Consider the following 26,929-nt stretch of genomic DNA (forward strand, 5'->3'; position numbering starts at 1 on the left):
CCCGGTGTCAGCCGAAGAGGCTGACCTGCCCCTCGACGGCGGCGGGGTCGCGGTGCCGCTTGAGGTGCCGCCAGGCCGGCAGGTCGTCCAGGTAGGACCAGGAGAGCCGGTGGTGCGCCGTCGGCCCCAGCTCGGCGAGCGCCTGCTGGTGCTGCGGCGACGGATATCCGGCGTTCTCCGCGAACCCGTACGCCTCACATCCGATCTCCGCCATGTACGCGTCGCGCCTGACCTTGGCCAGCACCGAGGCGGCGGCCACCGAGATGCTGGCCGCGTCGCCCCTGACCTCCAGGCGCACCGGCCAGGGCGCGCCGATGTAGTCGTGCTTGCCGTCGAGGATGACGGCGTCGGGCCTGGTGGGCAGCGCTTCCAGGGCGCGGCGGGCGGCCCGGCGCAGCGCCTCGGTCATGCCGAGCCGGTCGATCTCGTCGTGGCCCGCCTCGCCGAAGCCGATGCCGGCGGCCCAGGTCTCCAGCTCGGCGGCGACCTTGTCGCGTTTGGCGGCGGAGAGCTGCTTGGAGTCGGTGAGCCCGGTGGGCGGCGCGGACAGGTCGGTGACCACGGCGCACACGGTGACCGGCCCGGCCCAGGCTCCGCGGCCCACCTCGTCCACGCCCGCGACCGTGCGCACGCTCGGCTGGGCGAGCAGGAGGGTCTCGATGTCGTACGTCGGCGCCATGGCGCAGAACGCTACCGGTCGGCGAACCGTACCGGATCCAGATCGGCGGCGATGTAGCGGGCGGCCACGTGGATGGCCCGCAGGGTCACCGAGACCGAGGGCCGGTTGACGCTGGAGACGCGCGCCACCGCGTGCACGTCGCGGCCGACGGGGTTGCCGGGGAAGTGGCGGACCGACAGCCCGCGCACGCCGGCGGCCAGCGCGAGCGCGGGCACGGCGGCGATGCCGATGCCCTTGGCGACCAGCGACAGGATGGTGCCGAGCCCTTCGAACTCCCACGGCGTCGGCTTGGTGCCGCCCACGTCCACGAACAGCCGGTCCACCGCCAGGCGGGACGGCTCTCCGTCGGGGGTGGCCATCCACGGCTCGTCGCGCAGCTCCCTGAGGTCGAGCGGCACGTCGGGGTCGGCCAGCCGGTGCTTGCGCGGCACGACGAGCACCAGGGGGTCGTGCAGGAGCGGGAAGACGCGCAGGTTCTCGCTGTCGCGCGCCATGCCGTACCAGTCGTCGACGAGCGCGATGTCGACCTCGCCGGACTGCACTTCCCGCATGCCCTTTCCCGACCTGCTCTGCCCCAGCCTGAGCGTGAGTTCGGTGTGGCGGCGGAGGGACCTGGCGAGGGCCGGGGCGAATGCGACGGCCGCTGTGGGGAAGGCGGTAACCACGACACGTCCGGCGGGGCTGCCCGCGTGAGCCGAAAGGTCCGACTCAGCCTCCTCGACCATGGAAAGGATGCGTTCCGCGTGCGCCACCAGCCTGCGGCCGGCGTCGGTCAGCTCGGCACTGCGCGCGGTCCGGTCGATGAGCGCGGTGCCGGTCTCGCGTTCGAGCGCGGCGAGCTGCTGAGAGACCGCGGAGGGGCTGTAGCCCAGCGACTCCGCGGTCGCGGCGATGCTGCCGCGCCGAGCGAACTCGCAGATCAACGTCAAACGCCGCAAATCGAGCATCGGACTTCCTTACGCCTACCCACAAAAAGCCTCGCTTGTCCTGATGCCTTCCTACAACCACCCTGGGAACGTGACAAACATGACCGTGACTCTCTCCGCCACCCTGGCGGCGAACGAGGACATCGAACGAAGACGACGCGCCGGGGAACGCGTGCTGAACCTCGCCTTCGGTGAGGCAGGACTGCCCGTCCACCCGGCGCTGCGCGACAAGCTGGCCGCCGCATCGGAACGCAACGGCTACGGGCCGGTCGCGGGGGCGTCCGAGCTCAGGACGGCGGCGGCGGGCTACTGGACACGACGGGGGCTCATCACCGACCCCGAGCTGGTCGTCTGCGGGCCAGGCAGCAAATCCCTGCTGTACGGCCTGCTCCTGGCGATCGGCGGCGACGTCGTCCTGCCCATGCCCAGCTGGGTCAGCTACGCCGCGCAGGCCGACCTCGTCGGGTCACGCCCGATCCTGATCCCGGCGCCTTCGGGCCAGGGCGGCGTGCCGGATCCCGACCTGGTGAAGGCGGCCGTGCTGGACGCCCGCGCCCAGGGCCGGACCGTACGCTCCCTGCTCGTGACGCTGCCGGACAACCCCACCGGCCGGCTCGCGCCGCGCTCGGCGATCCACCGCCTGGTCGCGCTCGCCCGCGAACTGGACCTGTACGTCATCTCGGACGAGATCTACCGCGACCTGCTGCACGATCACTCCACGCCCTTCACCTCCCCGGCCGATCTGGCGCCCGAGCGCACGATCGTCACCACCGGCCTGAGCAAGAGCCTGGCCCTGGGCGGCTGGCGGATCGGCGTCGCGCGGCTGCCCGACGACGCGCACGACCTGCGCGCCCGGCTGCTCGCGGTGGCCAGCGAGATCTGGTCGGCCCCGGCCGCCCCGGTCCAGGAGGCCGCGGCGTACGCCTTCACCGACCCCGGCGAGCTCACCGAGCGCGTCAGGCAGAGCCGCCGGCTGCACGGCACGCTGGCCCGCGCCGTACGCGACAGGTTCGTGGAGATCGGCGCCTCCGTGCCGGCCCCGCAGGGCGGCTTCTACCTCTACCCGGACCTGAGCCATCTGCGGCTCGGCGGCTCGGCCGACGTCACCCGGCTCCTGCTCGACCAGCACGGCCTCGGGGTGCTGCCCGGTCACGCCTTCGGCGACGACCCGGCCGCCGCGCGCGTGCGGGTCGCGGTCAGCCTGCTGTACGGGGACACGACCGAGGACCGGCTGACCGCGCTGACCAGCCCCGATCCGCTCCAGTTGCCGTGGATCGCGGCCTCGCTCGACCATCTTTCGATGGGCCTGAAGGAGCTCTCGCTGGCGTCGCGTGAACGGCGTCCGGCGCTGGTGCCGACCGGATGTCACGGTTAGGCGAAATCTTCCCCGGAGATCCTTCCGAATTACCCCTCTGACCTGCGGAAACACCGTGCTTTCCGAGGTGCGGGGACGACGGCCCCGATAGCGTGGTTCCGCGGACTCCGAGCAACCCCCATCATGTGCACATGTCCGCTCTTGTCACCTTGTCCGGGCGCCTCGTGCGCCTGGAACCTCTCAGCCTCGCGGTGGTCGATGACCTGATCGCCGCGGCGAGTGAAGACCGGTCCACTTACGGCTTCACTCGGGTCCCGGGCAACCGGGACGAGATGGTCTCCTACGTGGAGGCCGCGCTGGCTGAGCAGGCGGAGGGCCGCACGGTGCCCTTCGCCATCCGGTGGCTGCACACCGACCGCGTGGTCGGTGCCACCCGTCTCATGAACCTGGAGTACTGGCAGGGCCCCATGCCCTGGCCTCCGGGCACGCGTGGTGCGGTGGGCGAGGTCCCGTCCGTGGCCGACATCGGTTACACCTGGCTGGGCGCCTCCGCCCAGGGCACGGGTGCCAACCGGGAGAGCAAGTTCCTGATGCTCTCGCACGCCTTCGAGACCTGGCAGGTCCACCGCATCACGCTCAAGGCCGACGTGAGGAACGTCCGATCCCGGGCCGCCATCGAGGCCCTCGGCGCACACTTCGACGGGGTGCGGCGAGCGGAAAGCCGAGGCGCCGACGACACGGTCCGAGATACGGCGTTCTACTCGATCCTGATCTCCGAATGGCCGGCCGTACGAGAACGGCTGCTCCACAGGCTCGGTCTGGTCGAGACGACAGTCGAAGCAGCATAGGAAAATCCGTTGAAGGCCCCGCCCGGAATGGGCGGGGCCTGTGTCGTAAAGGCCGTGTCGTCAAAAGGCGGCCAACGCTTCGGTTAACGAATGCCCGCATTCCTAGGTGCTGCGCGTCATTGGATCTATCATTTGGTAACAAATCGTTCCATTGATGTGGGGACAGGCGGCATGGCTGGTCAGGACATCGAAGGCGGGCTGCGGTTCGCCGTACTGGGTCCCGTCCGCGCGTGGCGCGATGGTCAGGAGCTCGACCTCGGCACGCCGCTGCAGCGGTCCATTCTCGGCATGCTGCTCCTGCGGGAAGGCCGCGCCGTCACCCCGGCCGAGATGATCGACGCCGTGTGGGGCGAGGACGCGCCGCCCAGGGCGCTCGGCGCGCTGCGCACGTACGTGTCGCGGCTGCGCACGGTGCTGGAGCCCGACAGGCCCGCCCGCTCACGTCCCGAGCTGCTCACCTCCGTCGGCAGGGGCTACGCGCTGCGGCTGCCCGGCGACGCGCTCGACCTGACCCGGTTCGAGCGCGGCATGGCCGAGGCCGAGAGCGCGCGCAGGTCCGGCCGGCTGTCCGCCGCCGCCACCGGGCTGCGGGCCGCGCTCGCCCTGTTCGAGGGCGAACCGCTCGCCGGCGCCGTCGGCCCGTACGCCGAGCACCAGCGCGACCGGCTGATCGAGCGCCGCATCAGCGCCATCGAGACGCTCATGGACATGGACCTGGAGCTGGGCAACCACGCCGCGGTCGTGTCGGAGCTGATCGCGCTGACCGCCGACCACCCGCTGCGCGAGCGCCTGCGCGCCCAGCTCATGCTGGCCTACTACCGGTGCGGGCGGCAGGGCGACGCGCTGGCCGTGTTCACCGAGACGCGTGACGCGCTCGTCGAGGAGCTCGGCATCGAGCCCGGCCACGAGCTGACCTCGCTGCACCAGCGCATCCTGGCCGCCGACCCCACGCTCGCCGCCGCCGAGGTGGCTCCCGACGAGCCGCCCGCCGAGGAGGAGCACGCGCCCGAGCTGCCCCGCCCGGCGCAGCTCCCGGCCGCCGTGAACGACTTCACCGGCCGCAAGGAGCTCGCCCGGCGGCTGCGCACGCTGCTGTCGGCCCAGTCGCCCGCCGAGGGCGTGCCCGTCGCCGCGATCTGCGGCATCGGCGGCGTCGGCAAGACCACGCTGGCGGTGCACGTGGCGCACGCGACCGGCGACCTGTTCCCCGACGGCCAGCTCTACGCCGACCTGCGCGGCTACACCGACGAGGCGACCGCGCCCGAATCGGCGCTCGGCGCGTTCCTGCGCGCGCTCGGCATCCCGACCGACGTCATCCCCGAGGGGCTGGCCGAACGCTCGGCGCTGTACCGGTCCATCCTCGCCGACCGGCGCATCCTCGTCCTGCTCGACAACGCCCGCGACGCCCGGCAGGTCAGCCCGCTGCTGCCCGGCTCGCCCGGCTGCGCGGCCATCGTCACCAGCCGGGTCAAGCTGGCCGACCTGCCGTCGGCCAAGCTCATCGACCTCGACGTGATGGAGCCGGACGAGGCGCTGTCGCTGTTCTCCTCGGTCGCCGGGCCGGAACGGGTCGCCGCCGAGCACGCCGCCGCCATGGACGTGGTCGCCGCCTGCGGCTTCCTGCCGCTCGCCGTGCGCATCGTGGCCGCCAGGCTCGCCGCCCGGCCCTCGTGGACCGTCGCCTCCCTGGTGCCCAGGCTGGCCGACGAGCAGCGCAGGCTCGACGAGCTGCGCGTCGGCGACCTGGCCGTCGAGGCCACCTTCGCGCTCGGCTACGGCCAGCTCGAAGCCGCCCAGGCCCGCGCCTTCCGGCTGCTGTCGCTGCCCAACGGGCCCGACATCTCGGCGGGCGCCGCGGCGGCCGTGCTCTCGACGACCGTGATCGAGGCCGAGGACGTGCTGGAGTCGCTGGTCGACGCCAGCCTGCTGGAGGCCCCGGCGCCCGGCCGCTACCGCTTCCACGACCTGCTCAAGCTGTTCGCCAGGCGGGCGCTGGAGAAGAGCGAACGCCCCCAGGCCCGCACGATGGCGCTGCGGCGGCTGCTCGGCTTCTACCTGGCCTCCGCCCAGTCGGCCCACCGGCTGGCCTACGAGGGCAGCATGATCTCCGACAACCTGGTGGTGGTCGGCAGCGGGCGCACGTTCGGCACCGCCGACGAGGCCGTCGCCTGGCTGATCGCCGAGGGCGACTCGCTGTTCGCCGCGATCAACCAGGCCGCCGCGTCCTCGCGCACCGGCGAGCAGCTCCTGCCCGCCGGCGACCTGCTCGTGGCCATGGAGCCGCTGCTGGAGTCGGGCACCCACACCCGCGAGTTCGACCTCGGCACCCGCGCCGTGCTCGCCACCGCGCTGCGGCTCGGCGACCAGGCCGGCGAGCTGCGCGCCCGCTACGTGCTCGGCCGCGTGCTGTTCGCCGGCAACCGGCTGCCGGAGGCCGAGGAGCAGTTCGAGATCGTCCACACGCTGTCGGTCGAGCGCAAGGAGAAGGTCGTCACCGGCGAGGTGCTGAACGCGCTCGCCGTCGTCGTCAGCCGGCAGCGCCGCCACACCGAGGCGCTCGCCTGGTTCGACGCCGCCATGCGCTTCTACCGCGAGAACGGCGTGCCCGCCGGCGAGGGGCTGGTGCTCAGCTACTCCGCCCGCGACCACCTGGGCCTGGGCCGCCCCGACGACGCGATCGCCGCGGCCGAGAAGGGCCTGGCCATCTTCACCGAGATCGGCAGCGGCGCCGGCACCGCCAGGGCCCGCTACCACCTCGGCATCGTGCTGTCGCGCGTCGGCAGGCTCACCGAGGCCGTGCACCACCACGCCGAGTGCCTGGCCTTCTTCCGCGCCAGCAAGCAGCGGGTGTGGGAGCAGCGGGTCTGCTCCCGGCTGGCCGAGACGTTCATCGCCGCCGAGCGCTACCCCGACGCCGTACGCCACGCCGAACAGGCGCTGGTCGTCTCACGCGAGATCGGCCACCCGTTCGGGGAGGCGCTGTCGCTGGCGGTGCTGGGCAAGGCGCTGCGCGGGCTCGGCAGCGTCTCCAGGAGCGTCGACTGCCTACGCCAGGCCTTCGCCATCTTCACCAGGCTGGGCGCGCCCGAGGCCGGGGACATCAGGGTCCTCCTCGACAGCGCTCAGGTCGTCGAGTCCTGAGTACAGCTCGTCGTCCAGACGTGTCATCCACACATGGTTAAACAAGGCTGTCCCTTTGGAGTCACGACCCCCGTGGCCGATGAGATACGCGGCCCGGCCGGCCATCTGACCGCCACGCGTCGCTAGGGGGCCCGGTTATCCGGATGCTCCGCGTAGCGGCTAGCCGCCTCACATCGACGACCGGCCGGACCCGACACGGTCCTCGAACCCCCCAGGTCCGTGTCGTAGTCAGAAGCTTCCACCGGCGGCGTCAACAACCGATCAACGGCGAATCAAAGGCGAAAACCTGGGGGGTGGGCGAACAAGGCGAAAACCCGGGGGTGGGCGCGGAAAGGCGAAACCCCGGGGGGCAAGGGCGGCGCGCCGCGTCAGCCGGAACACCTAGAGCAGGAAATACCCCTCCGCGATGAGGGGGCGGATGGCGTCGGCGTCCGGGATCTCGCCGTCGCCGACCAGCTCGGCGATGACGTTGAGCAGCGGCCCCAGCGCCAGCTCCCCGTCGCAGACCCCGGCGAGCGCCGCCTCGACGGTGCCGACCTCCCTGCTGCGGCGCAGCCCGGTCGTCTGGCGGAGCACGATGCGCATCGGGTCCTCGGCCCCCGGCAGCCCCACCCGCTCGTCGAGCAGCCCGTCGGCGGTGCGCAGCAGCGCGGACCCGAGGTCGCGGACCCGGTGGGCGGCGCCGATCGCGTCGAGCACGTCGTCGACGTAGCCGCCGACGGGCAGCGTGACCTGGTGGGTGAGCTCCTCCAGGCGGACGACCGGGTCCAGGGTGCCGGAGCTGCGCATGCTGATCCAGCCGAACCCGATCCCCTCGACCTTGTGCTCCTCGAACCAGGCGAGCCACCGGTCGTAGTGCTCGGTGTAGCCGGGGGTGCCCTGCTCGGCGGCGTCCTTGAGCCACAGCTCCACGTATTCAGCGGGGTCCTGCGCGTCGCGCTGCACCACCCAGGCGTCGCACCCGGTCTCGCCGAGCCAGCCGCCGACGCGGTCGCGCCAGTCCTCGCCTTCGACGTGCAGCCAGCTGGCCATGTAGTGGGCCTGGCCGCCGGGGTTGAGGTGCCGGGGCGTGTCCCGTACGAGATCGCGGCAGAAGCCGTCGCCGTCGCCGCCGGTCTCGCGGTAGGTCAGCCGGCCGCCTGGCGAGATGACGAACGGCGGGTTGGAGACGATCAGGTCGAACCGCTCGCCCGCCACGGGCTCGTACAGGGAGCCGGTGCGGGCCTCGACGCCGGTCAGGCCGGAGAGCTGCCAGCTCAGCCGGGCGAGCTCGACGGCGCGCGGGTTGACGTCGGTGGCGGTGACGTGGCCGGCCCGCCCGGCCAGCGAGAGCACCTGGACGCCGCAGCCGGTGCCGAGGTCGAGGGCGCGGCCGACGGGGCGGCGGGTGACGAGCTGGGCGAGGTTGGCTGAGGCGCCGCCCGCGCCGACCACGTGGTCAGGGCGCAGCGCCGGGTCGCCGGGCCGCACCTTGCGGTCGGAGACGACGTAGCCGCCGGTCTCCCAGGGCTGGAGGTGGACGGTCGCGCGGGCCTGCGAGCCGGAGACGGCGATCAGGCCGGACTCCAGCACGGACGGGTGCAGCGCGCTCGTCTCCACGGGGGCGCCCAGCCACCACATACGGATCAGCGTGCCCAGCGGGTCGCCGGCGGCGGTGGCGCGCAGGGCCGGCACGAGCTCCTCGCGGGCCAGCGCCGTGGCCGCCATGTCGCCCAGCCGGTCGCGGACGCCGTCGATCGTGTAGCCGGTCTCCAGGAGGTGCTCACGCAGTCGTTCCACGAGACCATCCTTTCACCGCAGATCACAACGGAACCTCCGATACCGTCAGTGATCATACTGTTACCGAGACATCCAAGTTTTCCGCAAGCTGGGAACAAGTGGGGCGCGATACTTCTGGGGAGCCGCTGTGCCGTTCGACGAGGAGCGGATTCGTGCTGATCCCCTGCCTGACCTGCCAGTCCCGGTTCGCGCCGGACGAATACTTCGCGGCCTGCTCGGGCTACAACCGGTGGCTGGACCTGGTCTCGTGGACGTGCCCGCGCTGCGGCAACCACGACGACATGCGGGTGCTGCCCGGCGAGCTCGGCTTCGGCTATCGGCACCGGGGCCGGTTCGCGGTGCACGATCGCGTACGGGTGCCCGGCCTGCGCAGGCAGCGCGGTGAGCTGCGGCTGGACATCTCGCTCGACCGGTCGAGCTGGCGGGTGCCTGCCCGGCTGGGGCCGCCGGTCAGGGCTGGCGAAGGCTCTGCCAGGCGGCCTCGCCGAGCCCCCTGATCTCCTCGTCGGTGGGGGTGTGGGCGCCCGCGAACCACAGCCGGCACATCTCCTGCGCGGGCCCGAGCCACAGCACATAGCACATGGTCGGGTGGACGGGCTGGAGCAGGCCGTTCTTCATGTGCGGCCGCCACCAGTCGGAGACCTGACGGAAGAAGCCGCGCCTGGCCTCGGCGACCTCGGCGCCGCCCGGCTCGTGCTTGCGCGGCGGGCGCTCGCTGACCAGGATGCGGGCCCGTTCGGGGTGCTCTCCGGCCCAGCGCATGTGGAACGCGACGATCGCCTCGATCCCGGCACGGGCGTCGTCGTGCCCGACCAGCTCGGCGAGGAACTCGCTCTGGTAGGAGGCCAGGATCTCGCCGTAGAGCACGCCGAAGACGTGCTCTTTGCTGGCGAAGTGGTGGTAGAAGCTTCCGACGCTCACGCCGCTCTCCTCGCGGAGGCTGGCCAGGGTCGTGGCGGAGACGCCGTCCTGGCTGAAACGGCGGAGCGCGCCCTCGATGATCCGGGTCCGTCCGTCGCGTCCGTTCTTGACACTCTTCACGCTGTCAATGGTGAGCCACCAGAACGTTGTTCCGCAAATACTCCCGCCTGTTGGATCATAGCGGTCACTTCGACCGCGCCGGACGCGACTCTCATGCCGGCCTCCGGCCAGATCCTGCGGATCATCCGCAGCGCCCGCCTGTTCTCCCCCAGCACGTCCATGCCCACGGTGGTGGCGCCCCGCACGGCGGCTCTGATCAGGAGCGTGCCGAGGAGCCTGGGGCCGAGCCCGAAGCCCTGCCACTGGTCGGTGACGACCACGGCGACCTCCACGTCGGCCGTGCCGCCCCGGTAGCTCATGGCGTGGCCGACGATCTCGTCGCCGTGCAGCGCGACCAGGGCGTCCCGGCGCTCGTCCACCTCGACCATCGTGCGCACGAGGCTCGCGGAGGGCCGGGCGACGCCGGTGAAGAAGCGCAGCGTCTGCGTCTGCAGCGACAGCCCGGCCAGGAAGCGCCGGACGCGCTCGTCGTCGTCGGCCCGCGCCGGTCGGATCAGCGGCTCCTGAGTTCGGATCACAGACCCAGCCTGCCCTCAACCATCTGAGTCTGTCAACTGAACTCAGGTATGATGTGCGCCATGAACGTGCCTTTCCGGGTGGCCAACTGCTCCATCGAGCGGACCCTGGACATCGTCGGGGAGAAGTGGACCTTCCTGGTGCTGCGTGAGGCGTTCCGGGGCGTACGCCGCTTCGCCGACATGCAGGCGTTCACCGGCGCCCCCCGCCAGGTGCTCAGCGCCCGGCTGACCCGGCTGGTGGACGAGGGCCTGCTGCGCAAGGAGCCCTACCGCGAGCCCGGCCAGCGCCAGCGCGACGAGTACCGGCTCACCGACAAGGGGCGCGACCTCTATCCGCTGCTGGTCGCGCTCATGCACTGGGGCGACAAGTATCTGGCGGGCGAGGAGGGCCCGCCCGTCCTGCTGACCCACCGCGACTGCGGCGCCCCCGTCGAGCAACACCTGCGCTGCGCCGACGGCCACGAGGTGGGCGGCCCGCGCGAGGTCACGGCGGTGCCGGGCGCCTGACCACCGGCATCGGTGCCTACCCTTGTAGCGTGTACCGGTTCCTGCTCACGCCCCGTTGGATCGCGCTCCACGTCGTCGTGCTGCTCGTGATCCCCGCCTTCGTGTTCCTGGGCCGGTGGCAGTTCGGGCGCTTCGAGGAGCGCTCGGCCAACAGCGACCTGGTCACCGCCAACATCGAGGCCGCCCCGGTGCCGCTCGGCACCCTGGCCCGGCCGGGCGAGCCGGTCAAGGAGTCCGACCGGTTCAGGAAGGTCGTGGTCAGCGGCACGTACGACGCCGGGCACGGCCTGGTGGTGCGCCGCAGGCCGCAGGACGGGCGCAACGGCTACTACGTCCTGACCCCGCTGGTGATCGGCCAGGGCCAGGCGGTGCTCGTCAACCGGGGCTGGGTGAAGGCCGGGGCGACCGCCGACACCCCGCCGGACGTGCCCCCGCCGCCGCCGGGTGAGGTAAGTGTCACCGGCCGGCTACGTACCGGCGAGACCGAGGCCAACAGCGGGATCCGCGAGCGCTCCGGGCTGCCGCCCGGCCAGGTCCTGCTCATCGACCCGGCCAAGATCGGCAGTACGCTGCCGTACCGGCTCGTGGGCGGTTTCGTGGAGCTGGTCGAGCAGGAGCCCGCGCCCGCGGCGGCGCCCGAGCCGGTGCCGGCCCCCGACGTGGGCGCCGGAGGCGGCCTCAACCTGGCCTACGGCGTGCAGTGGTGGCTGTTCATCGGCATCGCGATCGGCGGCTGGGTGCTGCTGATCCGCCGCGAGCTGGCCGACCGGAAGGCGCAGGAGGCCCGCGCCGCCGATGACCAGCAGGCGGAAATGTCCGCGAACTAAGGTGGTGAGCGTGAGCCGCCACATCAAGTTCGCAAATATCCACAACTTCCGCGACATAGGTGGATATGCCACCAAGGACGGCCGGATCGTCCGCTGGCAGCGGCTCTACCGGGCGGACTCCCTCGGCTGGCTGGCCGGACCCGACCTGGAGACGTTCCGCGCGCTGGGCGTGCGCACCGTCATCGACCTGCGCCACCCCTTCGAGGTCGACAGGCACGGCCGCGTCCCCGACGAGCACGGCCTGGCCTACCACAACCTGCCGATCGAGGGCCGGCGCTGGCAGTTCGCCACCTTCGACGAGGCGGAGGGCGTGCCCCGCTTCCTGGCCGACCGCTACCTGGAGGTCACCGAGGACGGCGTGGACAACCTGCGCACCGCCCTGGAGACGATCTGCCGCGCCGACAGCGCCCCCGCCGTGATCCACTGCGCCGCCGGCAAGGACCGCACCGGCCTGCTCACGGCGATGATCCTGGCCGTGGCGGGCGTGGCCGACGACGACATCGTGGCCGACTACGAGCTGACCGGCCTGGCCACCGAGCGGTTCATCGCCGACTGGCGGGCCCGCCACCCGGACGAGGAGCTGTGGCCCGGCTTCGGCCTGGCCCCCGCCGAGGCCATGCGCCTGTTCCTCGCCGACCTGGCGGACAGGCACGGCTCGGTGGAGTCGTACGTGACCGGCGTGGTCGGCCTCTCCCCCGACGCCGTCGGCGAACTGCGCGCCCATCTCCTGACTGAACCCGGCCCGCGCGGGTAGCGGCGGGGCCCCGGGATCGCCAGCCGTCCCCCTCCCGGCGATCCCGGGTCCGAACGGCCCTCGGATATGCCCGGATACCCAACGGATACGTCGCAGCTTGTTCGACGTTATCCCGCCGTCGTACGGTTACCTGCGTGACTACGCCGCTGCTTCCCGATCCAGAGCCGAGGCGGCGCGACTACGTGATCATCTCCGCCGACGATCATCTGATCGAGCCCCCTGACCTTTTCGAGGACAGGCTGCCGGAGAAATACGCCGACGTCGCGCCCAAGGTCGTGGAGACCGAGGCCGGTCACCAGGTCTGGCGCTACGGCGGCGCCACCTACCCGTGCGCCGGCCTCGACGTGGGCGCCGGGCTGCCCCGCGAGCAGTGGACCCTGGACCCGGTCAGGTTCGAGACCATGCGCCCCGGCTGCCACGACATCGAGGCCCGCGTCCAGGACATGGACGTGGCCGGCGTCTGGGCCGCGCTGTGCTTCCCCGGCATGCTGGCCGGCCAGTCGGGCATGCCGTTCGCCAGGACGCGCGACCAGGAGCTCGGCCTCGCGCTGGTCAAGGCCTACAACGACTGGCACATCGACGTCTGGGCGGGCACCTACCCGGAGCGGATCATCGGCCTGCAGCTCCCCTGGCTGCCCGACCCCGACGTGGCCGCCAAGGAGATCCGCGCCAACGCCGCCCGGGGCTTCAAGGCGGTGGTGTTCCCCGAGTTCCCGACCCGGCTGCGGCTGCCGTCGATCCACACCGGCCACTGGGACCCGTTCTTCGCCGCCTGCGAGGAGACCGGCACGGTCGTCTGCCTCCACATAGGCGAGTCGAGCTGGTCGCCGGTGCCGTCGCCCGACACCCCCATCGAGGCGATCACCACGCTGCTGCCGACCAGCGCCATGTTCGCCTGCGCCGACTGGCTGTGGTCGGGGCTGCCGCTGCGCTTCCCCAACCTGCGCATCCTCATCGCCGAGGGCGGGGTGGGCTGGCTGCCGGTGCTCGCCGAGCGGGCCGACTACGCGCTCGACCACCCGGTGGCCGGCGAGGCGCAGTGGGACGGCGGGCTCAAGCCCAGCGAGGTGCTGCGCCGCAACTTCTTCTTCGGCACGCTCGACGACCACGCGCTGTCGGGGGTGCGGCTCGCGGTCGGCCTCGACCACGTGCTGCAGGAGAGCGGCTATCCGCACTCCGACTCCACCTGGCCCGACACGCAGAAGTCGGTCGCGCGCAACCTCGGCGCGCTGCCGCCCGCCGACATCGCCAGGGTCGCGTACGGCAACGCGGCCCGGCTGTTCGGGCACCCGCTGCCGTCACGCGCGTGGCTGAGGATGGAGGAGATCTAGCCTTCCTGCGGGGCCGGCTCCACCCGGCCGGTGATGATCCGGCGCTCCCAGTCGACGTAGCGTCCGCTCTCGCCGAGCAGTGACGCCATCAGCCACAGGAACACGCCGAAGTCGTCGGCCACGCCGATCAGCATGAGGAAGTCGGGCACGACGTCGATCGGCGAGACCAGGTAGACGACGCCGAGCGCCATCATGGTGAGCCTGCCCTTGCCCAGCCCGTCGTACCGGCCCCGGAGCGCGGCGCCGAGCATGCGGGGGATCGCCCGCAGCCGCGGCATGAGGCCGGGCGTGCCGGGCTTGGTGACGTCCCGGTACGCCCGATAGGCCGCCGCGGCCTTCGCTGCTTTCGCCATCATGTGTTTCCCCTTACCCCGTCTCTCACGACATAACGTGTTACCGGGGGCAAGGAGTTCCTCACAGCGCGGGATGCTCGAACGGCCTGGCGGCCTCGATCTGCGCCGCGACCCTGATGAGCAGGTCCTCCCGCCCGGCCGCGGCCACGAGCTGGACGCCCACGGGCAGCCCGTCGCGGGTGCGGTGCAGCGGCAGCGATACGGCCGGCTGGCCGGTGGCGTTGACGGGCGAGGTGAAGGCCACGACGTGCGCGGTCCTGCCGAACGCGGTGCTCAGGTCCTCCGGCGGGATCCAGCCGAGCGGGAACGGCGCCACGCCCACCGACGGCATGAGCAGCAGGTCGTGCCCGGCGGCCCACCAGGCGGCCATCCGCCTGCGGAAGCCGTCGATCCACTGCGCGGCCAGCAGGTGGGCCGCCGCGCTGCGTCCCCGGGCCGTGGCCACCATGGCGGCGTTGCGCGGCTCCAGCTCGTCCAGCTCGACGGCCCTGCCCCTGGCCGGGCCCAGGCTCTCGACGAGCGCGGCCAGGTTGTCGGCCACGATGGCGCCGAAGTGCAGGGGGAAGTCGGGCTCGCCCAGCGCCTCGGGGCAGCCGGGCGCCACGTCGTGCCCGAGCGCCGACAGCAGCGCCGCCGCCCCCGTCACGGCCTCGACCAGCTCGGGCACCTCCGGCACGTCGCCTCTCGGGTGCGCGGTGACGTACCCGATCCGCAGCCGTCCCGGGTCGGCTCCGGCCTCCTCGGCGAGCGGGCGCGGCAGCGGCGGGGCGGCGTACGGGTCGCCGGGCACGTACCCGGAGACCAGGTCGAGCGCGGCGGCGGTGTCGCGCACGGTCCTGGTCACGAACCCCGGGCAGGAGAAGCCGTTCCAGCCCTCACCCTGCGCGGGCCCGAGGCTGACGCGCCCGCGCGTGGGCTTGAGACCCACCAGGCCGCAGAAGGAGGCGGGGATGCGGATCGATCCGCCGCCGTCGCTGGCCGTCGCGAGCGCGACCATCCCGGCCGCCACGGCCGCCGCCGAGCCGCCGCTCGACCCGCCCGCCGAGTACGCGGGGTCGTGCGGGTTGCGGGTGGGGCCGAACGCGACGGGCTCGGTGCTGATCGTGCTGCCGAACTCGGGCGTGTTCGTCCGGCCCAGGATCAGGAAGCCGGCCTCGCGTAACCGGGTCACGCCGTGCCCGTCCCGGTCGATCCTCAGGCCGTCGCAGACCCGCGAGCCCGCGCTGTACGGCTCGCCGGCCTGCTGCCAGCCCAGGTCCTTGAGCAGGATCGGCACGCCGCGGAAGGGCGCGTGCTCCGGCAGGTCGCCGGCCTCGGCCAGCGCCCGCTCGAAGCGGGGGTGCACGACCGCGTTCAGCTCGCCGTCGCGGGCCTCGATGCGGGCGATGGCGGCCTCGGCGAGCTCGCGCGGCGACACCAGCCGCTCGCGCACCGCCCGGGCCTGGCCGACCGCGTCCAGCCGCAGGATGTCGTCCATGCGCCTCAGCCCTTCGGAGCCAGGTCGCGGACGGCCTGGGTGATGGAGACCTCGCCGCCCGGGATCGGGGCGAGCACGGGCGTGTTGAGGCCGTTCGCGACGTACTCCTCGATCCGCGCCCGGCAGGTCGCCGCGTCGCCGTGCACGATCAGCGCGTCGACGACCTCGTCGGGGATGGCCTGGAGCGCGGACTTGCGGTCGCCCGCCGCCCACGCCTCGTGCAGCGGCCGCAGCACCTCGCCGCGTCCCAGCCAGTCGTGGAAGGCCGCGTACGCGGGCACCGTGAGGTAGGAGGCCAGCATCCACCGGGCCTGCTCGCGTACGCGGTCGGTGTCCTCGCTCACGCAGACGAACAGCCGGGCGATCAGCTCGGTCTCCGGCCCGATCTCCGCGCGCACCTTGCGCACGTCGTCGGGCGAGAGCCAGTTGGTGATCGCGCCGTCGGCCTCCTCGGCCGCCAGCTTCAGCATCCGCGGCCGCAGCGCGGCCAGCACGATCTTCGGCGGCGTCTTCGGCGCCCGCTCCAGCTTGAACCCCTTGACCTGGAACGTCTCGTACGTCTCCGACACCTTCTCGCCGGTCAGCGCCTGCTTCAGGAAGCGCAGCGTGTCGCGGGTGCGCGCGTAGGGCTTGGCGAACTCGACGGCGTTCCAGCGCTCCACGATCGCCGGGGACGACGAGCCGATGCCGAGCACGAACCGCTCCGGCGCCAGGTCCGCCAGCGTGGCCGCCGACATGGCCAGCAGCGCCGGGCCGCGGGTGGAGACGGGCACGATGGCGCTGCCCAGCCGCACCCCGGGCGCCCACTGCGAGGCCAGGGCCAGCGGCGTGAACCCGTCCGTGCCGTTGACCTCGGCCGACCACAGGTCGGTGTAGCCGAGCGCGGGCAGCTCCTCGATCAGCTCCCGCGAACGGGCCAGCGAACGGTCGTAGAAGGGGATGGTCATGCCCCAGTTCTGGGTCATCGCGCGCCTCCGGGATCCGGGTGTGCCCTGACCATACCAACCGGTCTGTAGCCTCGACTACGCCCTGAGCTCGTGCACCGCGGCGATGAAGTCCTTGGTGATCCCGCGCAGCCCCGGCAGGTGCGACAGCCCGACCAGCCGGTCCACCAGCGGCACCGTCACCTCGATCAGCCGATACGTGCGCGCGCACCCCGGCGAGGTGTCGTGCACCCAGAACAGCACCATGCCCATCGACAGCAGCCACAGCAGCTCGGGCAGCTCCTCGCGCAGCTCGGCGTTCATCCGGTCCCGCGCCCCCTCGACCACCTGCCGGTAGATCCCGATGGACGCCTCCCTGGCCGGCGAGGACTGCTCGCTGAACGGGCTCAGCGGGTTCGTCGGCTCGGCCGCGTGCTTGTAGAACTTCACCGCGAACTCGTGGTACGGCTCCGAGACGCGCACCCACTCGCGCAGCACCCCGCTCAGCCGCCCGGCCAGCGTGAACTCGGTGGCCAGCAGCTCACGGCAGGCCTGCTCGTGCTCGGCCTGGGCGCGGTCGTAGTACGCCTGGATCAACGCCTCCTTGCTGGCGAAGTAGTAGTAGGCGTTGCCCACGGACACTCCGGCCTCGGCGGCGATGGCGCGCATCGTCGTCGCTTCGAAGCCGCGCTCCCGGAACAGTCGCAAGGCCGTCTCGACGATGACCTCTCGAGTGCTCTCCGATCCTCGGTTTCGGGCTTCGGACACGTTCGTCACTTTACGGCTTATTTCCGGGTTAGGTCATGAAGCCGCACGGTGATCGCCGCCACAAGGCAAAGATCCCGGTGGGACAGGGGTTATCCGGTGTGAAGGGTGGGATTGATGATTCCAGCGGAAGGGCTATTCCGCGAAAAGGCATCGACATGTGGATACGTAGGACAGTGCGGCTCCTCGTGGTCGCGCTCTTTGGTATCGAGATCACCATCATCGCGATGGCGTCTGCGGCCTCGGCCGCCCCCAGGACGCCGGCGGACGAGCCACGCCAGGCTCCGGACCCGGTCATCCGGGTGTACGAAGCCGGTGACATGTACAACGCCCCTCGCTGGTACTCCATGCTCGAGAAGACCGCGACGAGCCTGGAACGGGCTTACCACGCCCAACTCGGCCCCGTCCATGGGCTGGCGGGGCTCCGCGCACACCACCCGGAGACCCGCGAGCACGCCGATCCGGGCGCGCTCACCCATATGCGCGAACCCACCGACCCGCGCGAGCTCTCCCACCTGCGGGAGCACGAAGAACCGCGGGAGCACGGGGAATCGCGAGAGCTGCGGGACCCCGCAGAGCCTGGAGAGCACGGAGAGCTGCGGGAACCCCGCGAGCTCCGGCGGCCCGGCAGCCGGCCCGGCGACTTCCGGGAGCCCAGCGGCCACCCCGGCGACTTCCGGGAGCCGGGCGACGAGCGCGAGTTCCGCGAGCTCTACCTGAGGCGCTTCGACGCCGGCCAGGCCGAGCGGCCCGAATCACGGGCCCGCGAGAGCAAGGGCGGCAAGGCGGAGGCCAGGCGGCACCGCCGTCCCGCGGTGGACCTGCACCGGGCCCGGCCCAGGCACGCCACCGTGCACCTGTCGCACGCGCACGCCTCGGACTGGCTCAAGGACGCCGGCCTGCGCTGGAAGTCGACGGGCAACTGCACCAGCAAGCACCTGCGCCACTGCACGTCGCTCGACTCGGTGCGCACCCGGACCGTCGCCAAGGCCGTGGAGCTGAAGCGGCGCAGCCGGTGCCCGATCACGGTGACGGGCGGCACCGAGGCGGGCCACGCCTCAGGCCGGTTCAGCCACGGGAACGGCTACAAGCTCGACATCTCACACAACCAGTGCATCGACCGGTACATCACAAAAAATCATCACCGGACCGGTGTGCGGAGTGACGGCGCCACCCTCTACCGCTCCCCGTCGGGCGACATCTTCGCCGACGAAGGCGACCACTGGGACATCCTGTTCCGGTGACAGGGCCGGCTCCGTCCACCACCCGGTGGACGGAGCCCGGACTTCAGAAACCCGTCAGAACTCGGACGCGACCAGCTCGGCGATCTCCGCCGCGTTCAGCGCGGCGCCCTTGCGCAGGTTGTCACCGCACACGAACAGATCCAGCGTGTTGGGGAAGTCGACCGCCTGACGCACCCGGCCCACATAGGTCGGGTCGGTGCCCACCACGTCGGCGGGGGTCGGGTAGACCCCGTTGGCCGGGTCGTCCATGAGAACCACCGTCGGCGCGGCGCCCAGCACCCGGTGCGCGTCGGCGACCGTGATCTCGCGCGCGAACCGCGCGTGCACGGCCAGCGAGTGCGTGGTGATCACCGGCACCCTGACGCAGGTCGCCGAGACCTTGAGGTCGGGGATGCCGAGGATCTTGCGCGACTCGTTGCGCAGCTTGAGCTCCTCGGAGGCCCACCCGCCGTCCTTGTACGAGCCCGCCCACGGCACCACGTTGAACGCGATCGGCGCCGGGAACGGCGAGTCGTCGGGCAGCTTGTTGGCCAGCGCCTTGCGCACGTCACCGGCCGTCTGGCCGATCGACCGGTCGCCCGCCAGCGCCTCGACCTCGTCGTAGAGCCGGGCCGAGCCCGCCACGCCCGCGCCGGAGACCGCCTGGTAGGAGGCGACGACCAGCTCGGTCAGCGTGTATTCGGCGTGCAGCGCGCCCATGGCCGCCATCATCGACAGCGTCGTGCAGTTGGGCGTCGAGATGATGTTGCGCGGCCGCTCACGCGCGTCGAGCGGGTTGACCTCGGGCACCACCAGCGGGACGTCCGGCTCCATGCGGAACGTGCCCGACTTGTCGATCGCGATCGCGCCGCGCTCGGCCGCGATCGGCACCCACACGGCCGACACCTCGTCGGGCACGTCGAAGATGGCGATGTCGATGCCGTCGAACACCTCAGGGGCCAGCGCCTGCACGACGACGTCCTCGCCGCGCACCTGGAGCACCTTGCCGGCCGAGCGCGGCGACGCCACCAGGCGCACCTCGCCCCAGATGTCGTCACGCGAGGAGACGATGTCCCGCATGACGGTGCCGACGGCTCCGGTGGCCCCGATCAGGGCGAGATTGGGCCTGCTCATCGTCCTGAACCTCCATACACAACGGCTTCGACCTGGTCGGAGTCGAGATCGAAGGCACGGTGGGCGGCCGCCACGGCCGCGTCGACACCGTCCTGCTCGACGATCACGGAGATGCGGATCTCCGACGTGGAGATCATCTCAATGTTGACCCCCGCATCGGCGAGAGCCGCGAAGAACGTCGCCGTGACGCCGGGGTGCGAGCGCATGCCCGCGCCGATCAGCGACACCTTCCCGATCTGGTCGTCGAAGAGCAGCGACTCGTAGCCGATCTCACTCTGGATCTTCTTCAGCGCCGTCAGCGCCGTCTGGCTGTCGGCCGTGGGCAGCGTGAAGGAGATGTCGGTGCGACCGGTCGCAGCGGCCGAGACGTTCTGCACGATCATGTCGATGTTGATCTCGGCGTTGGCCAGAGTTTTGAAGATCGTGGCAGCCTCACCGACCTTGTCGGGCACCCCGACAACAGTGATCTTGGCCTCGCTCCGGTCGTGCGCGACGCCGGAGATGATCGGCTGCTCCATCTCGGTTCCTTCGTGGTAAGGGTCGGAGACGACCCACGTGCCTTCCCTGTTACTGAACGAGCTGCGTACGTGAATCGGCAGGTTGAAGCGGCGAGCATACTCGACGCAGCGCAGGTGCAGGATTTTCGCGCCGCAGGCCGCCATCTCCATCATCTCGTCGTAGGAGATCCTGGGGATCTGCCGCGCGGCCGGCACGATCCGCGGGTCGGCGGTGAAGATCCCGTCGACGTCGGTGTAGATCTCGCAGACGTCGGCCTCCAGGGCCGCCGCCAGCGCGACCGCCGTCGTGTCGGAGCCGCCGCGGCCCAGCGTCGTGATGTCCTTCGACTCCTGCGAGACACCCTGGAAACCGGCCACGATCGCGATGTGGCCCTGGTCGAGAGCCTCCTGTATGCGGCTCGGCGTCACGTCTATGATGCGCGCCTTGCCGTGCGTCGAGTCGGTGATCACACCCGCCTGCGAGCCCGTGAACGAGCGGGCCTCGTGCCCCAGGTTGGCGATCGCCATCGCCAGCAGCGCCATGGAGATGCGCTCGCCGGAGGTCAGCAGCATGTCGAGCTCGCGGCCCGGAGGCAGCGGCGACACCTGCTGAGCCAGGTCGAGCAGCTCGTCCGTCGTGTCACCCATGGCGGAGACGATGACGACCACGTTGTTGCCGGCTTTTTTCGTCGCGACGATCCGCTGCGCGACCCGCTTGATGCAGGACGCGTCGGCGACGGACGAACCACCGTACTTTTGCACAACGAGCGCCACGAGAGTCTCCCGGTCTGGACTGTGAGGTGCCAGTCTACTTGGGGGCTCTCATGCCACTGATGGCTCAACCACTATGTGGACACCCGTCAGACGGTGGTGGCCTCCTCCGCCACGTCAAGCCGCGAATGCGCGGCCAGAGCCTGCAGCGCCCGCATGGCCGCGCCCGCGTGGTTGCCCCAGGTGTTGAAGTAGGAGTACTGCCACCACCACAGCGCCTCGGCCGGCCGCCCGGCCTGATAGTGACGCAGCCCGTGGATGAGGTCGGCCGCCACCGCCGTCAGGTCGTCGGAGAGCCTGTACGGCGTGACCCCCGTGTCCTTGTACGGGTCGAACACCTCGGCGTAGTCGTCGACCGGGCCGAGCCTCTCGGCCAGCGCCGTGCGCACCCCGTCGATGTCGGGGTCCTCGCTCAGCGGCGGCTCGTAGTTGCCCGACAGGATCACGTCGCGGTTCGCGCCGAGCTTGGCCCCGGCCAGGCTCACCTGCGCGACCTCGACCAGCAGCAGCGACCAGATGGCGTCGCCGCCCTCGCCGCCCGCCACTCTCGCCAGGCCGTCCACATAGTTGCTCGCGTGTCCGGCGATCTCCTCCGCCAGGATGCTCCACTCGTCAGACATCCAGCAGCCTCCGTCCTTCGAACGCGCGGCCCAAGGTCACCTCGTCGGCGTACTCGAGGTCACCGCCCACAGGCAGACCGCTGGCCAGTCGTGTCACTTTCACACCCATCGGCTTCACCAGACGGGCGAGATAGGTCGCCGTCGCCTCACCCTCGAGATTGGGATCGGTGGCGAGGATGAGCTCGGTCACCCGGCCGTCGGCCAGCCGGGTCATGAGCTCACGGATGCGCAGGTCGTCGGGGCCGACGCCGTCGATCGGGCTGATCGCGCCGCCGAGCACGTGATAGGTGCCGCGGAACTCGCGCGTCTTCTCGATCGCGACGACGTCCTTCGACTCCTCGACCACGCAGATCACGTGCGTGTCGCGGCGCGCGTCACGGCAGATGCGGCACTCCTCCTCGGAGGCCACGTTGCCGCACACCCGGCAGAACCGGACCTTCTCCTTGACCTCCAGGAGCGCGTGCGCCAGCCGCTTGACGTCGGCCGGATCGGCCGCCAGCAGGTGGAAGGCGATCCGCTGCGCGCTCTTGGGACCGACGCCAGGCAGCAGACCCAGCTCGTCGATCAGGTTCTGGACGACCCCTTCGTACATCGTCTAGAACCCCGGCAACTGGCCGAGGCCGCCGCCACCGAGCCCCTGGGCCAGCGGGCCCAGCTTCTCCTGCTGCAGGTCGGAGGCCGCCCTGATGGCGTCGCGCACGGCGGCGATCACCAGGTCGGCGATCGTGTCGGCCGTGTCCTGCGGGTCCGCGGCGTCGATCACGCTCGGATCGATCTTGAGCTCGAGCAGCTCGCCCGAGCCGTTGACGACGGCCGTGACCATCCCGCCACCGGCCGAGCCCTCGATCTGCGCATCGTTGAGCTCCTGCTGGGCGCTCACAAGCTGCTGCTGCATGAGCTGGGCCTGCTCCAGCAGCTGCTGCAGGTTGACATCCCCTGGGTTCACCGTCGTGCGCTCCTCGTGGCTCCGCGTTCTTGACTGCCACGAGCCTACGGTGTTTGGGCGCGGTCATGTACTGGCAGGCATGCAGGTGTTTCGCGCTCCGGCCTCATTCTGGCCGGATCCCGGCCCCCCTCCAGTGTCCGGGACCCGGCCATCACACCGGCCGGAGCGGCCGCACCATGCCGGTGCGTCGAGAGGAACGGTAGACGTCACCACGTTGCACACAGGTTGCGATCGTTCAATCACCCTAAGCAATCCCTCGAACGGGTTGCGCCGGAAGCCCTGTACAACGGATGCTCGCCTTGGGGGCCGATTACATGGAGTGGCCGATGAGTTACGCTCACTTGAACGCATACTCCCGCCGCCTGCGCGCGGCACACGACAGCCTCAGCGCCGACGAGGTGACCCCCGCCGAGCCCCGCGGCATGATCGGCGCCTCCTGGAGGCGCTCCCTCGACGCCGGCATCGACCTCGACGCCACCGCCGCCCCGCTCGCCTTCGACAGCGCCACCATCAAGGACGTGCGCGCCTCGCACCCGCTCCAGCCGCTGCTCTCGCTCCTCGCCCAGACCCTGGGCCGCTCCGCCGACGAGAGCGAGAACATCGTCCTCGTCACCGACTCCGACGGCCGGGTGCTGTGGCGCGAGGGCCACGCCGCCACCCTGCGCCGCGCCGACCAGGTCGGCCTCGCCACCGGCCACCACTGGGGCGAGGGCATCGTCGGCACCAACGGCATCGGCACCGCCCTGGCCCTGCGCCGCCCCGTGCACGTCTACTCCGAGGAACACCTCATGCGCGTGCTGCACGTCTGGTCGTGCAGCGCCGCCCCGATCATCGACCCCGACTCCGGCCAGATCCTCGGCTGCGTCGACGTCAGCGGCACCGCGCCCAGCCTCCACCCCGCCACGGTCGCCCTCGTCGGCGCCGCGGCCAAGCTCGCCGAGAACCAGCTCGCGCTGCGCATGCACGAACGCGACGACGCGCTGCGCCGCCGCTACGAGGGCCTGCGCGCCCGCTCCACCATCCTGCTCTCCCCCACCGGCCGCGTCATCGCCGGCGACCCCTCCGGCCGCCTCGGCTCCCGCGTCCCGCTCCCCACCACCGGAGACCGCATGATCCTGCGCGACGGCCGCGTCGCCGTCCTGGAGCCCTTCTCGGGCGGCTACCTCCTGCGCGCCACCCCGACCGTGACCGCCTCCCCGCTCGGCCTCACCCTGCTCGGCGACGGCCCGCCGACCGCCGTCGTCAACGGCCGCAAGCTGCCGCTGTCCCTGCGGCACGCCGAGATCCTCGCCCTCCTCGCCCTCCACCCGCGCGGCCTCTCGGCCGACCAGCTCTCCTTCCACCTGTACGGGGACGCGGGCAACCCCGTCACCATCAGGGCCGAGGTGCACCGGCTGCGCGCCCAGCTCGGCGCCATCGTCGAGGCGAAGCCGTACCGGCTGACCTCGCCCGTCGACGCCGACTTCCTGGAGCTGCGCCGCCTGCTGTCGGCCGGCGACCCGGCGGCCCTGGCCCGCGCCTACGCCGGGCCGCTCCTGCCGCGCTCGGAGTCACCCGAGATCCGCCGCGCCCGCGACGAGCTGGAGGTCCAGGTCCGCACCACGCTGCTGCGCCACGGCACCCCCCAGGACCTGTGGGCCTACGCCCAGACGGAGAGCGGCCGCGACGACCACCAGGTCCTCGAACGCATCACCCGCGGCCTCCCGGCCTGCGACCCCCGAGCCGCCGCGGCCCACGCCCGCCTCCGCGCCCCCTGATCCTGCGCCGCCCGCTACTGACAGGTAACCGCGACACCGTCAGAATCCGCGCCTGCCACCGGGTTCGCGCCCGGGGTCAGGTGTGGTCGATCTCGCCGATCACCTGGGCGCCGAGCTCGCGCTGGAGGAGCGCCATGCCCGAGACGGCGTCCACGTCGGCGTCCGCGTCGTTCAGCGGGTCGACGTCGTCCGTCTCCAGGCTCTTGTCCCGCCGGGGCACCGCGTCCGGCCATCCGGCCGCCGCCCCCGCCCGGCCGCCGGCACGAGCCCCGGTCCGGGGACCCGCCTGAGCGGCCGCCCTGGCCGCCGAACGGGCCGCCGCCAGGCCGGCGCCCACCGCGGCGCCCCCGGACCGTCCGGGAGCCGTCTGGGTGGGGTCCGGGGTGGGAGGCGAGCCGAGCCCCGGGTCGTCGGGCGCCGTCGGCCACGACTCGTCCGTCGTCTGAGGGCCGCCCGCCGGCCCACTGGGCCCCTGCGCGCCGTCCTGTGCCGCCTGGACTCCCGCCGCGTCGTGCGGACCGCCCGCGGCGCCTCCCCGGCCGTCCGCGTCCCCGTACGAGCTCGTGGCAGCCCCGTGCGGCCCCGCAGCGCCCGCGTGCGACCCCGCGGGGCCGCCGGGACGTGACCCCGCGCCTCCCTCGGGACGCGCGCCCGCAGGCCCGGACGGCGGCCCGGAAGGCCCGCCCGTGCGCCCTTCGGCGCCGCCCACGTGGGAGCCGCCCTGCTGCCCGTCCGCCGCGTCACCGCCGGATGCGCCCTGCGCCCCGGAGGGACCGCCGGGATGAGAACCCGATCCGCCCCCGGGATGCGACCCCGACGCCCCGCCGGGATGGGACCCGGAAGCGCCGCCCGGGTGCGACCCCGGCGCATGCCCCTGAGGCCCGCCGGAATGCGAGCCGCCCGGGTGGGAGCCGCCCGGCTGAGGACCGCGCGGGGCCGCCTGCGGGCCGCCGCCCACCACGGCCTCCACCCGCCAGGTGCCGCCCAGCACGTCGCCCAGCGCGCCGGCCACCACGGCGTCCTTGCCGCCGCCGGTGAAGTTCTTCATCGCGCCGACCTGGGTGAAGCCGAGGGTGACCAGGTTGCCCTCGACGCCCACCACCTGGGCGTTGGTGCTCACGTTCGCCCACACGACGATGCTGCGCTGCTTGAGCGCTGCCAGGACCGCGGGCCACTGCTGCTGGATCGCCCCCGCCCCGCCGGCGACGGGCCCCCCGGAAGCGCCGCCGGACACGGGCCCGGCGCCGCTCTGCGCGGGAGCCGCCGGTGCGGCAGCGGCCGGGGCAGCAGCGGCCGGTGGCGCGGCGCCGGGGCGTACGGTCTCGGGCCAGTCGTCGCCGGAGGGCCGCGCCACGCGCCCCTCCCCCGGACCGGCCTCCTGCGCCGCCGCCTCGCCCGGGCCACTCCCCTGCGCCGCACCACCGGCAGGAGCGCCACCGCCCGGACCGCCTGTCGTGTAGGACGCCGCGCCCTGGGCGGGAACCGCCACCCCGCCCTGCACGGCCTCACGCACCGGCCCACCAGGGCCCGCCGCGCCGTGACCCGCCGCGCCGTGCCCCGTACCGTCGGATTGCGGGAGCGGAGGGGCGGACGCGCGGGCGGCCATCTGGGCGACGGCGCCGCCGCGTTCGAGGCGTTCGAGGCGGGCGAGCAGGGCGGTCTCGTCCTGCGAGACGGCCGGGAGCAGGACGCGGGCGCACATCAGCTCCAGCAGGAGCCGCGGCGAGGTCGCGCCGCGCATCTCCGTGAGCCCGGCGTTGAAGATCTCGGCGGCCCGGGTAAGCTCGGCGGGCCCCATGGACGCGGCCTGCTGGACGAGACGCTCCAGCTCGTCGGCGGGCCGGTCGAGCAGCCCGCTGGTGGCGGCCTCGGGGACGTTGGCCAGGATGACCAGGTCGCGGAAGCGCTCCAGCAGGTCGGAGGCGAAGCGGCGCGGGTCGTGGCCGCCCTCGATGACCCGGCTGACCGTCTGGAACACCCGGCCGCCGTCACGCTCGGCGAACGCGGCCACGACGTCGTCGAGCAGGTCGCCGTCGGTGTAGCCGAGCAGCGACACGGCCTTGGCGTAGGTGATGCCGTCGTCCTCCGCCCCGGCGAGGAGCTGGTCGAGGATCGACAGCGAGTCACGCGCCGACCCGGCACCGGCGCGGACGACGAGCGGCAGCGCGGCCGGCTCGTACGGGACGCTCTCGGAGGTGAGGATCTCCTCCATCAGCGCGCGCAGCGTCGCGGGCGGCATCAGCCGGAACGGGTAGTGGTGGGTACGCGACTTGATGGTGCCGATGACCTTTTCCGGCTCGGTCGTCGCGAAGATGAACTTCAGGTGCGGCGGCGGCTCCTCGACGAGCTTGAGCAGCGCGTTGAAACCCTCGCGGGTCACCATGTGCGCCTCGTCGATGATGTAGATCTTGTAGCGCGCGGAGACCGGCGCGAAGAAGGCGCGCTCGCGCAGGTCGCGGGCGTCGTCGACGCCACCGTGGGAGGCCGCGTCGATCTCGATCACGTCGAGGTGACCGGGACCCGTCGGAGCCAGCGCGACACAGGACTCGCAGGTGCCGCACGGGTCGGGCGTCGGGCCCTTCTCGCAGTTGAGCGAGCGGGCCAGGATGCGGGCGCTGGAGGTCTTGCCGCAGCCGCGCGGGCCGCTGAAGAGGTAGGCGTGGTTGACTCGGCCGGTGCGCAGCGCCTGCCGCAGCGGGTCTGTGACGTGTTCCTGACCCTTGACCTCGGCGAAGGTCCCGGGCCGGTACTTGCGGTAAAGCGCAAGGCTCATGCGACCATCCCGCCTGCGAGGGGC

General features: G+C 72.2%; 25 protein-coding genes. 10 read left to right on the forward strand and 15 right to left on the reverse strand.

Annotation, left to right across the window (positions count from 1 at the left end; genetic code table 11):
• Positions 1-7: 7 nt before the first annotated feature.
• Together AB0J53_RS04010 and AB0J53_RS04015 are read right to left on the reverse strand one after the other, a co-directional pair.
• Entirely contained in the window at positions 8-679 is a 672-nt protein-coding gene (locus AB0J53_RS04010) for a ribonuclease HII (protein ID WP_364168410.1), read from the reverse strand.
• 11 nt (positions 680-690) lie between these two features.
• On the reverse strand, positions 691-1,626 hold the full coding sequence (locus tag AB0J53_RS04015) for a LysR family transcriptional regulator (protein ID WP_219508209.1): 936 nt from the start codon (positions 1,624-1,626) through the stop codon (positions 691-693).
• Positions 1,627-1,705: 79 nt separating this feature from the next.
• On the opposite strand from AB0J53_RS04015, the gene AB0J53_RS04020 reads away from it, so the two are divergent.
• The 3 genes from AB0J53_RS04020 to AB0J53_RS04030 all read left to right on the forward strand — a co-directional run bounded on the left by AB0J53_RS04020 (position 1,706) and on the right by AB0J53_RS04030 (position 6,909).
• Complete coding sequence (locus AB0J53_RS04020; protein WP_364168412.1) at positions 1,706-2,980, forward strand: pyridoxal phosphate-dependent aminotransferase; 1,275 nt, start codon at positions 1,706-1,708, stop codon at positions 2,978-2,980.
• 131 nt (positions 2,981-3,111) lie between these two features.
• Complete coding sequence (locus AB0J53_RS04025) at positions 3,112-3,768, forward strand: GNAT family protein (RefSeq protein ID WP_364168414.1); 657 nt, start codon at positions 3,112-3,114, stop codon at positions 3,766-3,768.
• Between the two features lie 171 nt (positions 3,769-3,939).
• Entirely contained in the window at positions 3,940-6,909 is a 2,970-nt protein-coding gene (locus AB0J53_RS04030; protein WP_364168416.1) for a BTAD domain-containing putative transcriptional regulator, read from the forward strand.
• A 381-nt stretch (positions 6,910-7,290) separates the two neighbouring features.
• Here the strand turns inward: AB0J53_RS04030 and AB0J53_RS04035 are convergent, their stop codons facing one another.
• Entirely contained in the window at positions 7,291-8,688 is a 1,398-nt protein-coding gene (locus AB0J53_RS04035) for a class I SAM-dependent methyltransferase (RefSeq protein WP_364168418.1), read from the reverse strand.
• Positions 8,689-8,840: 152 nt separating this feature from the next.
• Between AB0J53_RS04035 and AB0J53_RS04040 the strand changes: the two genes are divergently transcribed.
• Positions 8,841-9,185 carry a hypothetical protein gene (locus AB0J53_RS04040; protein WP_364168420.1) on the forward strand — a complete coding sequence of 115 codons (345 nt, stop codon included), beginning with the start codon at positions 8,841-8,843 and terminating at the stop codon, positions 9,183-9,185.
• Here the strand turns inward: AB0J53_RS04040 and AB0J53_RS04045 are convergent.
• The gene (locus tag AB0J53_RS04045) at positions 9,139-9,729 is read right to left on the reverse strand and encodes a TetR/AcrR family transcriptional regulator (protein ID WP_219508204.1); all 591 of its coding nucleotides are present in this window, start codon (positions 9,727-9,729) and stop codon (positions 9,139-9,141) included. The genes AB0J53_RS04040 and AB0J53_RS04045 overlap by 47 nt on opposite strands.
• Positions 9,726-10,247 (reverse strand): GNAT family N-acetyltransferase, encoded by a 522-nt coding sequence (locus tag AB0J53_RS04050; RefSeq protein ID WP_364168422.1) that lies wholly within the window; start codon positions 10,245-10,247, stop codon positions 9,726-9,728. Before AB0J53_RS04050 ends, AB0J53_RS04045 begins: the two co-directional genes overlap by 4 nt.
• A 60-nt stretch (positions 10,248-10,307) precedes the next feature.
• Here AB0J53_RS04050 and AB0J53_RS04055 point away from each other — a divergent pair, with 60 nt between their 5' ends.
• The 4 genes from AB0J53_RS04055 to AB0J53_RS04070 all read left to right on the forward strand — a co-directional run bounded on the left by AB0J53_RS04055 (position 10,308) and on the right by AB0J53_RS04070 (position 13,666).
• Entirely contained in the window at positions 10,308-10,754 is a 447-nt protein-coding gene (locus tag AB0J53_RS04055; RefSeq protein ID WP_219508202.1) for a helix-turn-helix domain-containing protein, read from the forward strand.
• A 29-nt stretch (positions 10,755-10,783) separates the two neighbouring features.
• On the forward strand, positions 10,784-11,581 hold the full coding sequence (locus AB0J53_RS04060; RefSeq protein WP_364168424.1) for an SURF1 family protein: 798 nt from the start codon (positions 10,784-10,786) through the stop codon (positions 11,579-11,581).
• A gap of 10 nt (positions 11,582-11,591) precedes the next feature.
• Positions 11,592-12,335, forward strand: a complete 744-nt coding sequence (locus AB0J53_RS04065) for a tyrosine-protein phosphatase (RefSeq protein ID WP_364168426.1) — start codon at positions 11,592-11,594, stop codon at positions 12,333-12,335.
• Positions 12,336-12,469: 134 nt separating this feature from the next.
• A complete protein-coding gene (locus tag AB0J53_RS04070; RefSeq protein ID WP_219508199.1) occupies positions 12,470-13,666 on the forward strand; it encodes an amidohydrolase family protein in 1,197 nt (398 codons plus the stop codon).
• Here the strand turns inward: AB0J53_RS04070 and AB0J53_RS04075 are convergent.
• From AB0J53_RS04075 to AB0J53_RS04090, 4 genes are read right to left on the reverse strand one after another with little or no spacing between them, the layout of a single operon-like run.
• The gene (locus AB0J53_RS04075) at positions 13,663-14,022 is read right to left on the reverse strand and encodes a YkvA family protein (protein ID WP_246645511.1); all 360 of its coding nucleotides are present in this window, start codon (positions 14,020-14,022) and stop codon (positions 13,663-13,665) included. The two genes, AB0J53_RS04070 and AB0J53_RS04075, sit on opposite strands and share 4 nt — an antisense overlap.
• Positions 14,023-14,080: 58 nt before the next feature.
• Positions 14,081-15,496: an amidase gene (locus AB0J53_RS04080; protein ID WP_364168429.1), complete on the reverse strand. Its 1,416-nt coding sequence runs from the start codon at positions 15,494-15,496 to the stop codon at positions 14,081-14,083.
• Between the two features lie 5 nt (positions 15,497-15,501).
• Entirely contained in the window at positions 15,502-16,461 is a 960-nt protein-coding gene (locus AB0J53_RS04085) for an LLM class F420-dependent oxidoreductase (RefSeq protein ID WP_219508197.1), read from the reverse strand.
• 57 nt (positions 16,462-16,518) lie between these two features.
• Complete coding sequence (locus tag AB0J53_RS04090) at positions 16,519-17,187, reverse strand: TetR family transcriptional regulator (RefSeq protein WP_308125893.1); 669 nt, start codon at positions 17,185-17,187, stop codon at positions 16,519-16,521.
• Positions 17,188-17,411: 224 nt separating this feature from the next.
• Between AB0J53_RS04090 and AB0J53_RS04095 the strand changes: the two genes are divergently transcribed.
• Positions 17,412-18,428, forward strand: coding sequence for a hypothetical protein (locus AB0J53_RS04095; protein ID WP_364168431.1), 1,017 nt, complete (start codon positions 17,412-17,414; stop codon positions 18,426-18,428).
• A 54-nt stretch (positions 18,429-18,482) separates the two neighbouring features.
• Here AB0J53_RS04095 and AB0J53_RS04100 read toward each other — a convergent pair whose 3' ends face one another.
• The 5 genes from AB0J53_RS04100 to AB0J53_RS04120 all read right to left on the reverse strand — a co-directional run bounded on the left by AB0J53_RS04100 (position 18,483) and on the right by AB0J53_RS04120 (position 22,375).
• Positions 18,483-19,541 carry an aspartate-semialdehyde dehydrogenase gene (locus AB0J53_RS04100; RefSeq protein ID WP_219508195.1) on the reverse strand — a complete coding sequence of 353 codons (1,059 nt, stop codon included), beginning with the start codon at positions 19,539-19,541 and terminating at the stop codon, positions 18,483-18,485.
• On the reverse strand, positions 19,538-20,812 hold the full coding sequence (locus AB0J53_RS04105) for an aspartate kinase (protein WP_219508194.1): 1,275 nt from the start codon (positions 20,810-20,812) through the stop codon (positions 19,538-19,540). Before AB0J53_RS04105 ends, AB0J53_RS04100 begins: the two co-directional genes overlap by 4 nt.
• An 86-nt stretch (positions 20,813-20,898) precedes the next feature.
• A complete protein-coding gene (locus tag AB0J53_RS04110) occupies positions 20,899-21,429 on the reverse strand; it encodes a DUF5063 domain-containing protein (protein WP_219508193.1) in 531 nt (176 codons plus the stop codon).
• Positions 21,422-22,021: a recombination mediator RecR gene (recR, locus tag AB0J53_RS04115; RefSeq protein ID WP_219508192.1), complete on the reverse strand. Its 600-nt coding sequence runs from the start codon at positions 22,019-22,021 to the stop codon at positions 21,422-21,424. Before recR ends, AB0J53_RS04110 begins: the two co-directional genes overlap by 8 nt.
• Before the next feature lie 3 nt (positions 22,022-22,024).
• Positions 22,025-22,375 carry a YbaB/EbfC family nucleoid-associated protein gene (locus AB0J53_RS04120; protein ID WP_364168435.1) on the reverse strand — a complete coding sequence of 117 codons (351 nt, stop codon included), beginning with the start codon at positions 22,373-22,375 and terminating at the stop codon, positions 22,025-22,027.
• Between the two features lie 326 nt (positions 22,376-22,701).
• Here AB0J53_RS04120 and AB0J53_RS04125 point away from each other — a divergent pair, with 326 nt between their 5' ends.
• Entirely contained in the window at positions 22,702-24,132 is a 1,431-nt protein-coding gene (locus AB0J53_RS04125; RefSeq protein WP_364168436.1) for a GAF domain-containing protein, read from the forward strand.
• Positions 24,133-24,208: 76 nt separating this feature from the next.
• Here the strand turns inward: AB0J53_RS04125 and AB0J53_RS04130 are convergent, their stop codons facing one another.
• A complete protein-coding gene (locus AB0J53_RS04130) occupies positions 24,209-26,905 on the reverse strand; it encodes a DNA polymerase III subunit gamma and tau (RefSeq protein WP_364168437.1) in 2,697 nt (898 codons plus the stop codon).
• Positions 26,906-26,929: the final 24 nt, after the last annotated feature.

It is taken from the genome of Nonomuraea sp. NPDC049725, assembly GCF_040674795.1.
In the GTDB taxonomy this organism is placed as follows: Bacteria; Actinomycetota; Actinomycetes; order Streptosporangiales; family Streptosporangiaceae; genus Nonomuraea; species Nonomuraea ceibae.

Bases quoted from the DNA above. Each gene is read 5' to 3' on its own strand.
- AB0J53_RS04020 (WP_364168412.1), top strand. From the start codon at position 1,706: ATGACCGTGACTCTCTCCGCCACCCTGGCGGCGAACGAGGACATCGAA.
- AB0J53_RS04080 (WP_364168429.1), bottom strand. From the start codon at position 15,496: ATGGACGACATCCTGCGGCTGGACGCGGTCGGCCAGGCCCGGGCGGTG.
- AB0J53_RS04100 (WP_219508195.1), bottom strand. From the start codon at position 19,541: ATGAGCAGGCCCAATCTCGCCCTGATCGGGGCCACCGGAGCCGTCGGC.
- AB0J53_RS04095 (WP_364168431.1), top strand. From the start codon at position 17,412: ATGGCGTCTGCGGCCTCGGCCGCCCCCAGGACGCCGGCGGACGAGCCA.
- recR (WP_219508192.1), bottom strand. From the start codon at position 22,021: ATGTACGAAGGGGTCGTCCAGAACCTGATCGACGAGCTGGGTCTGCTG.
- AB0J53_RS04010 (WP_364168410.1), bottom strand. From the start codon at position 679: ATGGCGCCGACGTACGACATCGAGACCCTCCTGCTCGCCCAGCCGAGC.
- AB0J53_RS04025 (WP_364168414.1), top strand. From the start codon at position 3,112: ATGTCCGCTCTTGTCACCTTGTCCGGGCGCCTCGTGCGCCTGGAACCT.
- AB0J53_RS04125 (WP_364168436.1), top strand. From the start codon at position 22,702: ATGAGTTACGCTCACTTGAACGCATACTCCCGCCGCCTGCGCGCGGCA.
- AB0J53_RS04130 (WP_364168437.1), bottom strand. From the start codon at position 26,905: ATGAGCCTTGCGCTTTACCGCAAGTACCGGCCCGGGACCTTCGCCGAG.
- AB0J53_RS04015 (WP_219508209.1), bottom strand. From the start codon at position 1,626: ATGCTCGATTTGCGGCGTTTGACGTTGATCTGCGAGTTCGCTCGGCGC.
- AB0J53_RS04085 (WP_219508197.1), bottom strand. From the start codon at position 16,461: ATGACCCAGAACTGGGGCATGACCATCCCCTTCTACGACCGTTCGCTG.
- AB0J53_RS04075 (WP_246645511.1), bottom strand. From the start codon at position 14,022: ATGATGGCGAAAGCAGCGAAGGCCGCGGCGGCCTATCGGGCGTACCGG.
- AB0J53_RS04030 (WP_364168416.1), top strand. From the start codon at position 3,940: ATGGCTGGTCAGGACATCGAAGGCGGGCTGCGGTTCGCCGTACTGGGT.
- AB0J53_RS04110 (WP_219508193.1), bottom strand. From the start codon at position 21,429: ATGTCTGACGAGTGGAGCATCCTGGCGGAGGAGATCGCCGGACACGCG.
- AB0J53_RS04055 (WP_219508202.1), top strand. From the start codon at position 10,308: ATGAACGTGCCTTTCCGGGTGGCCAACTGCTCCATCGAGCGGACCCTG.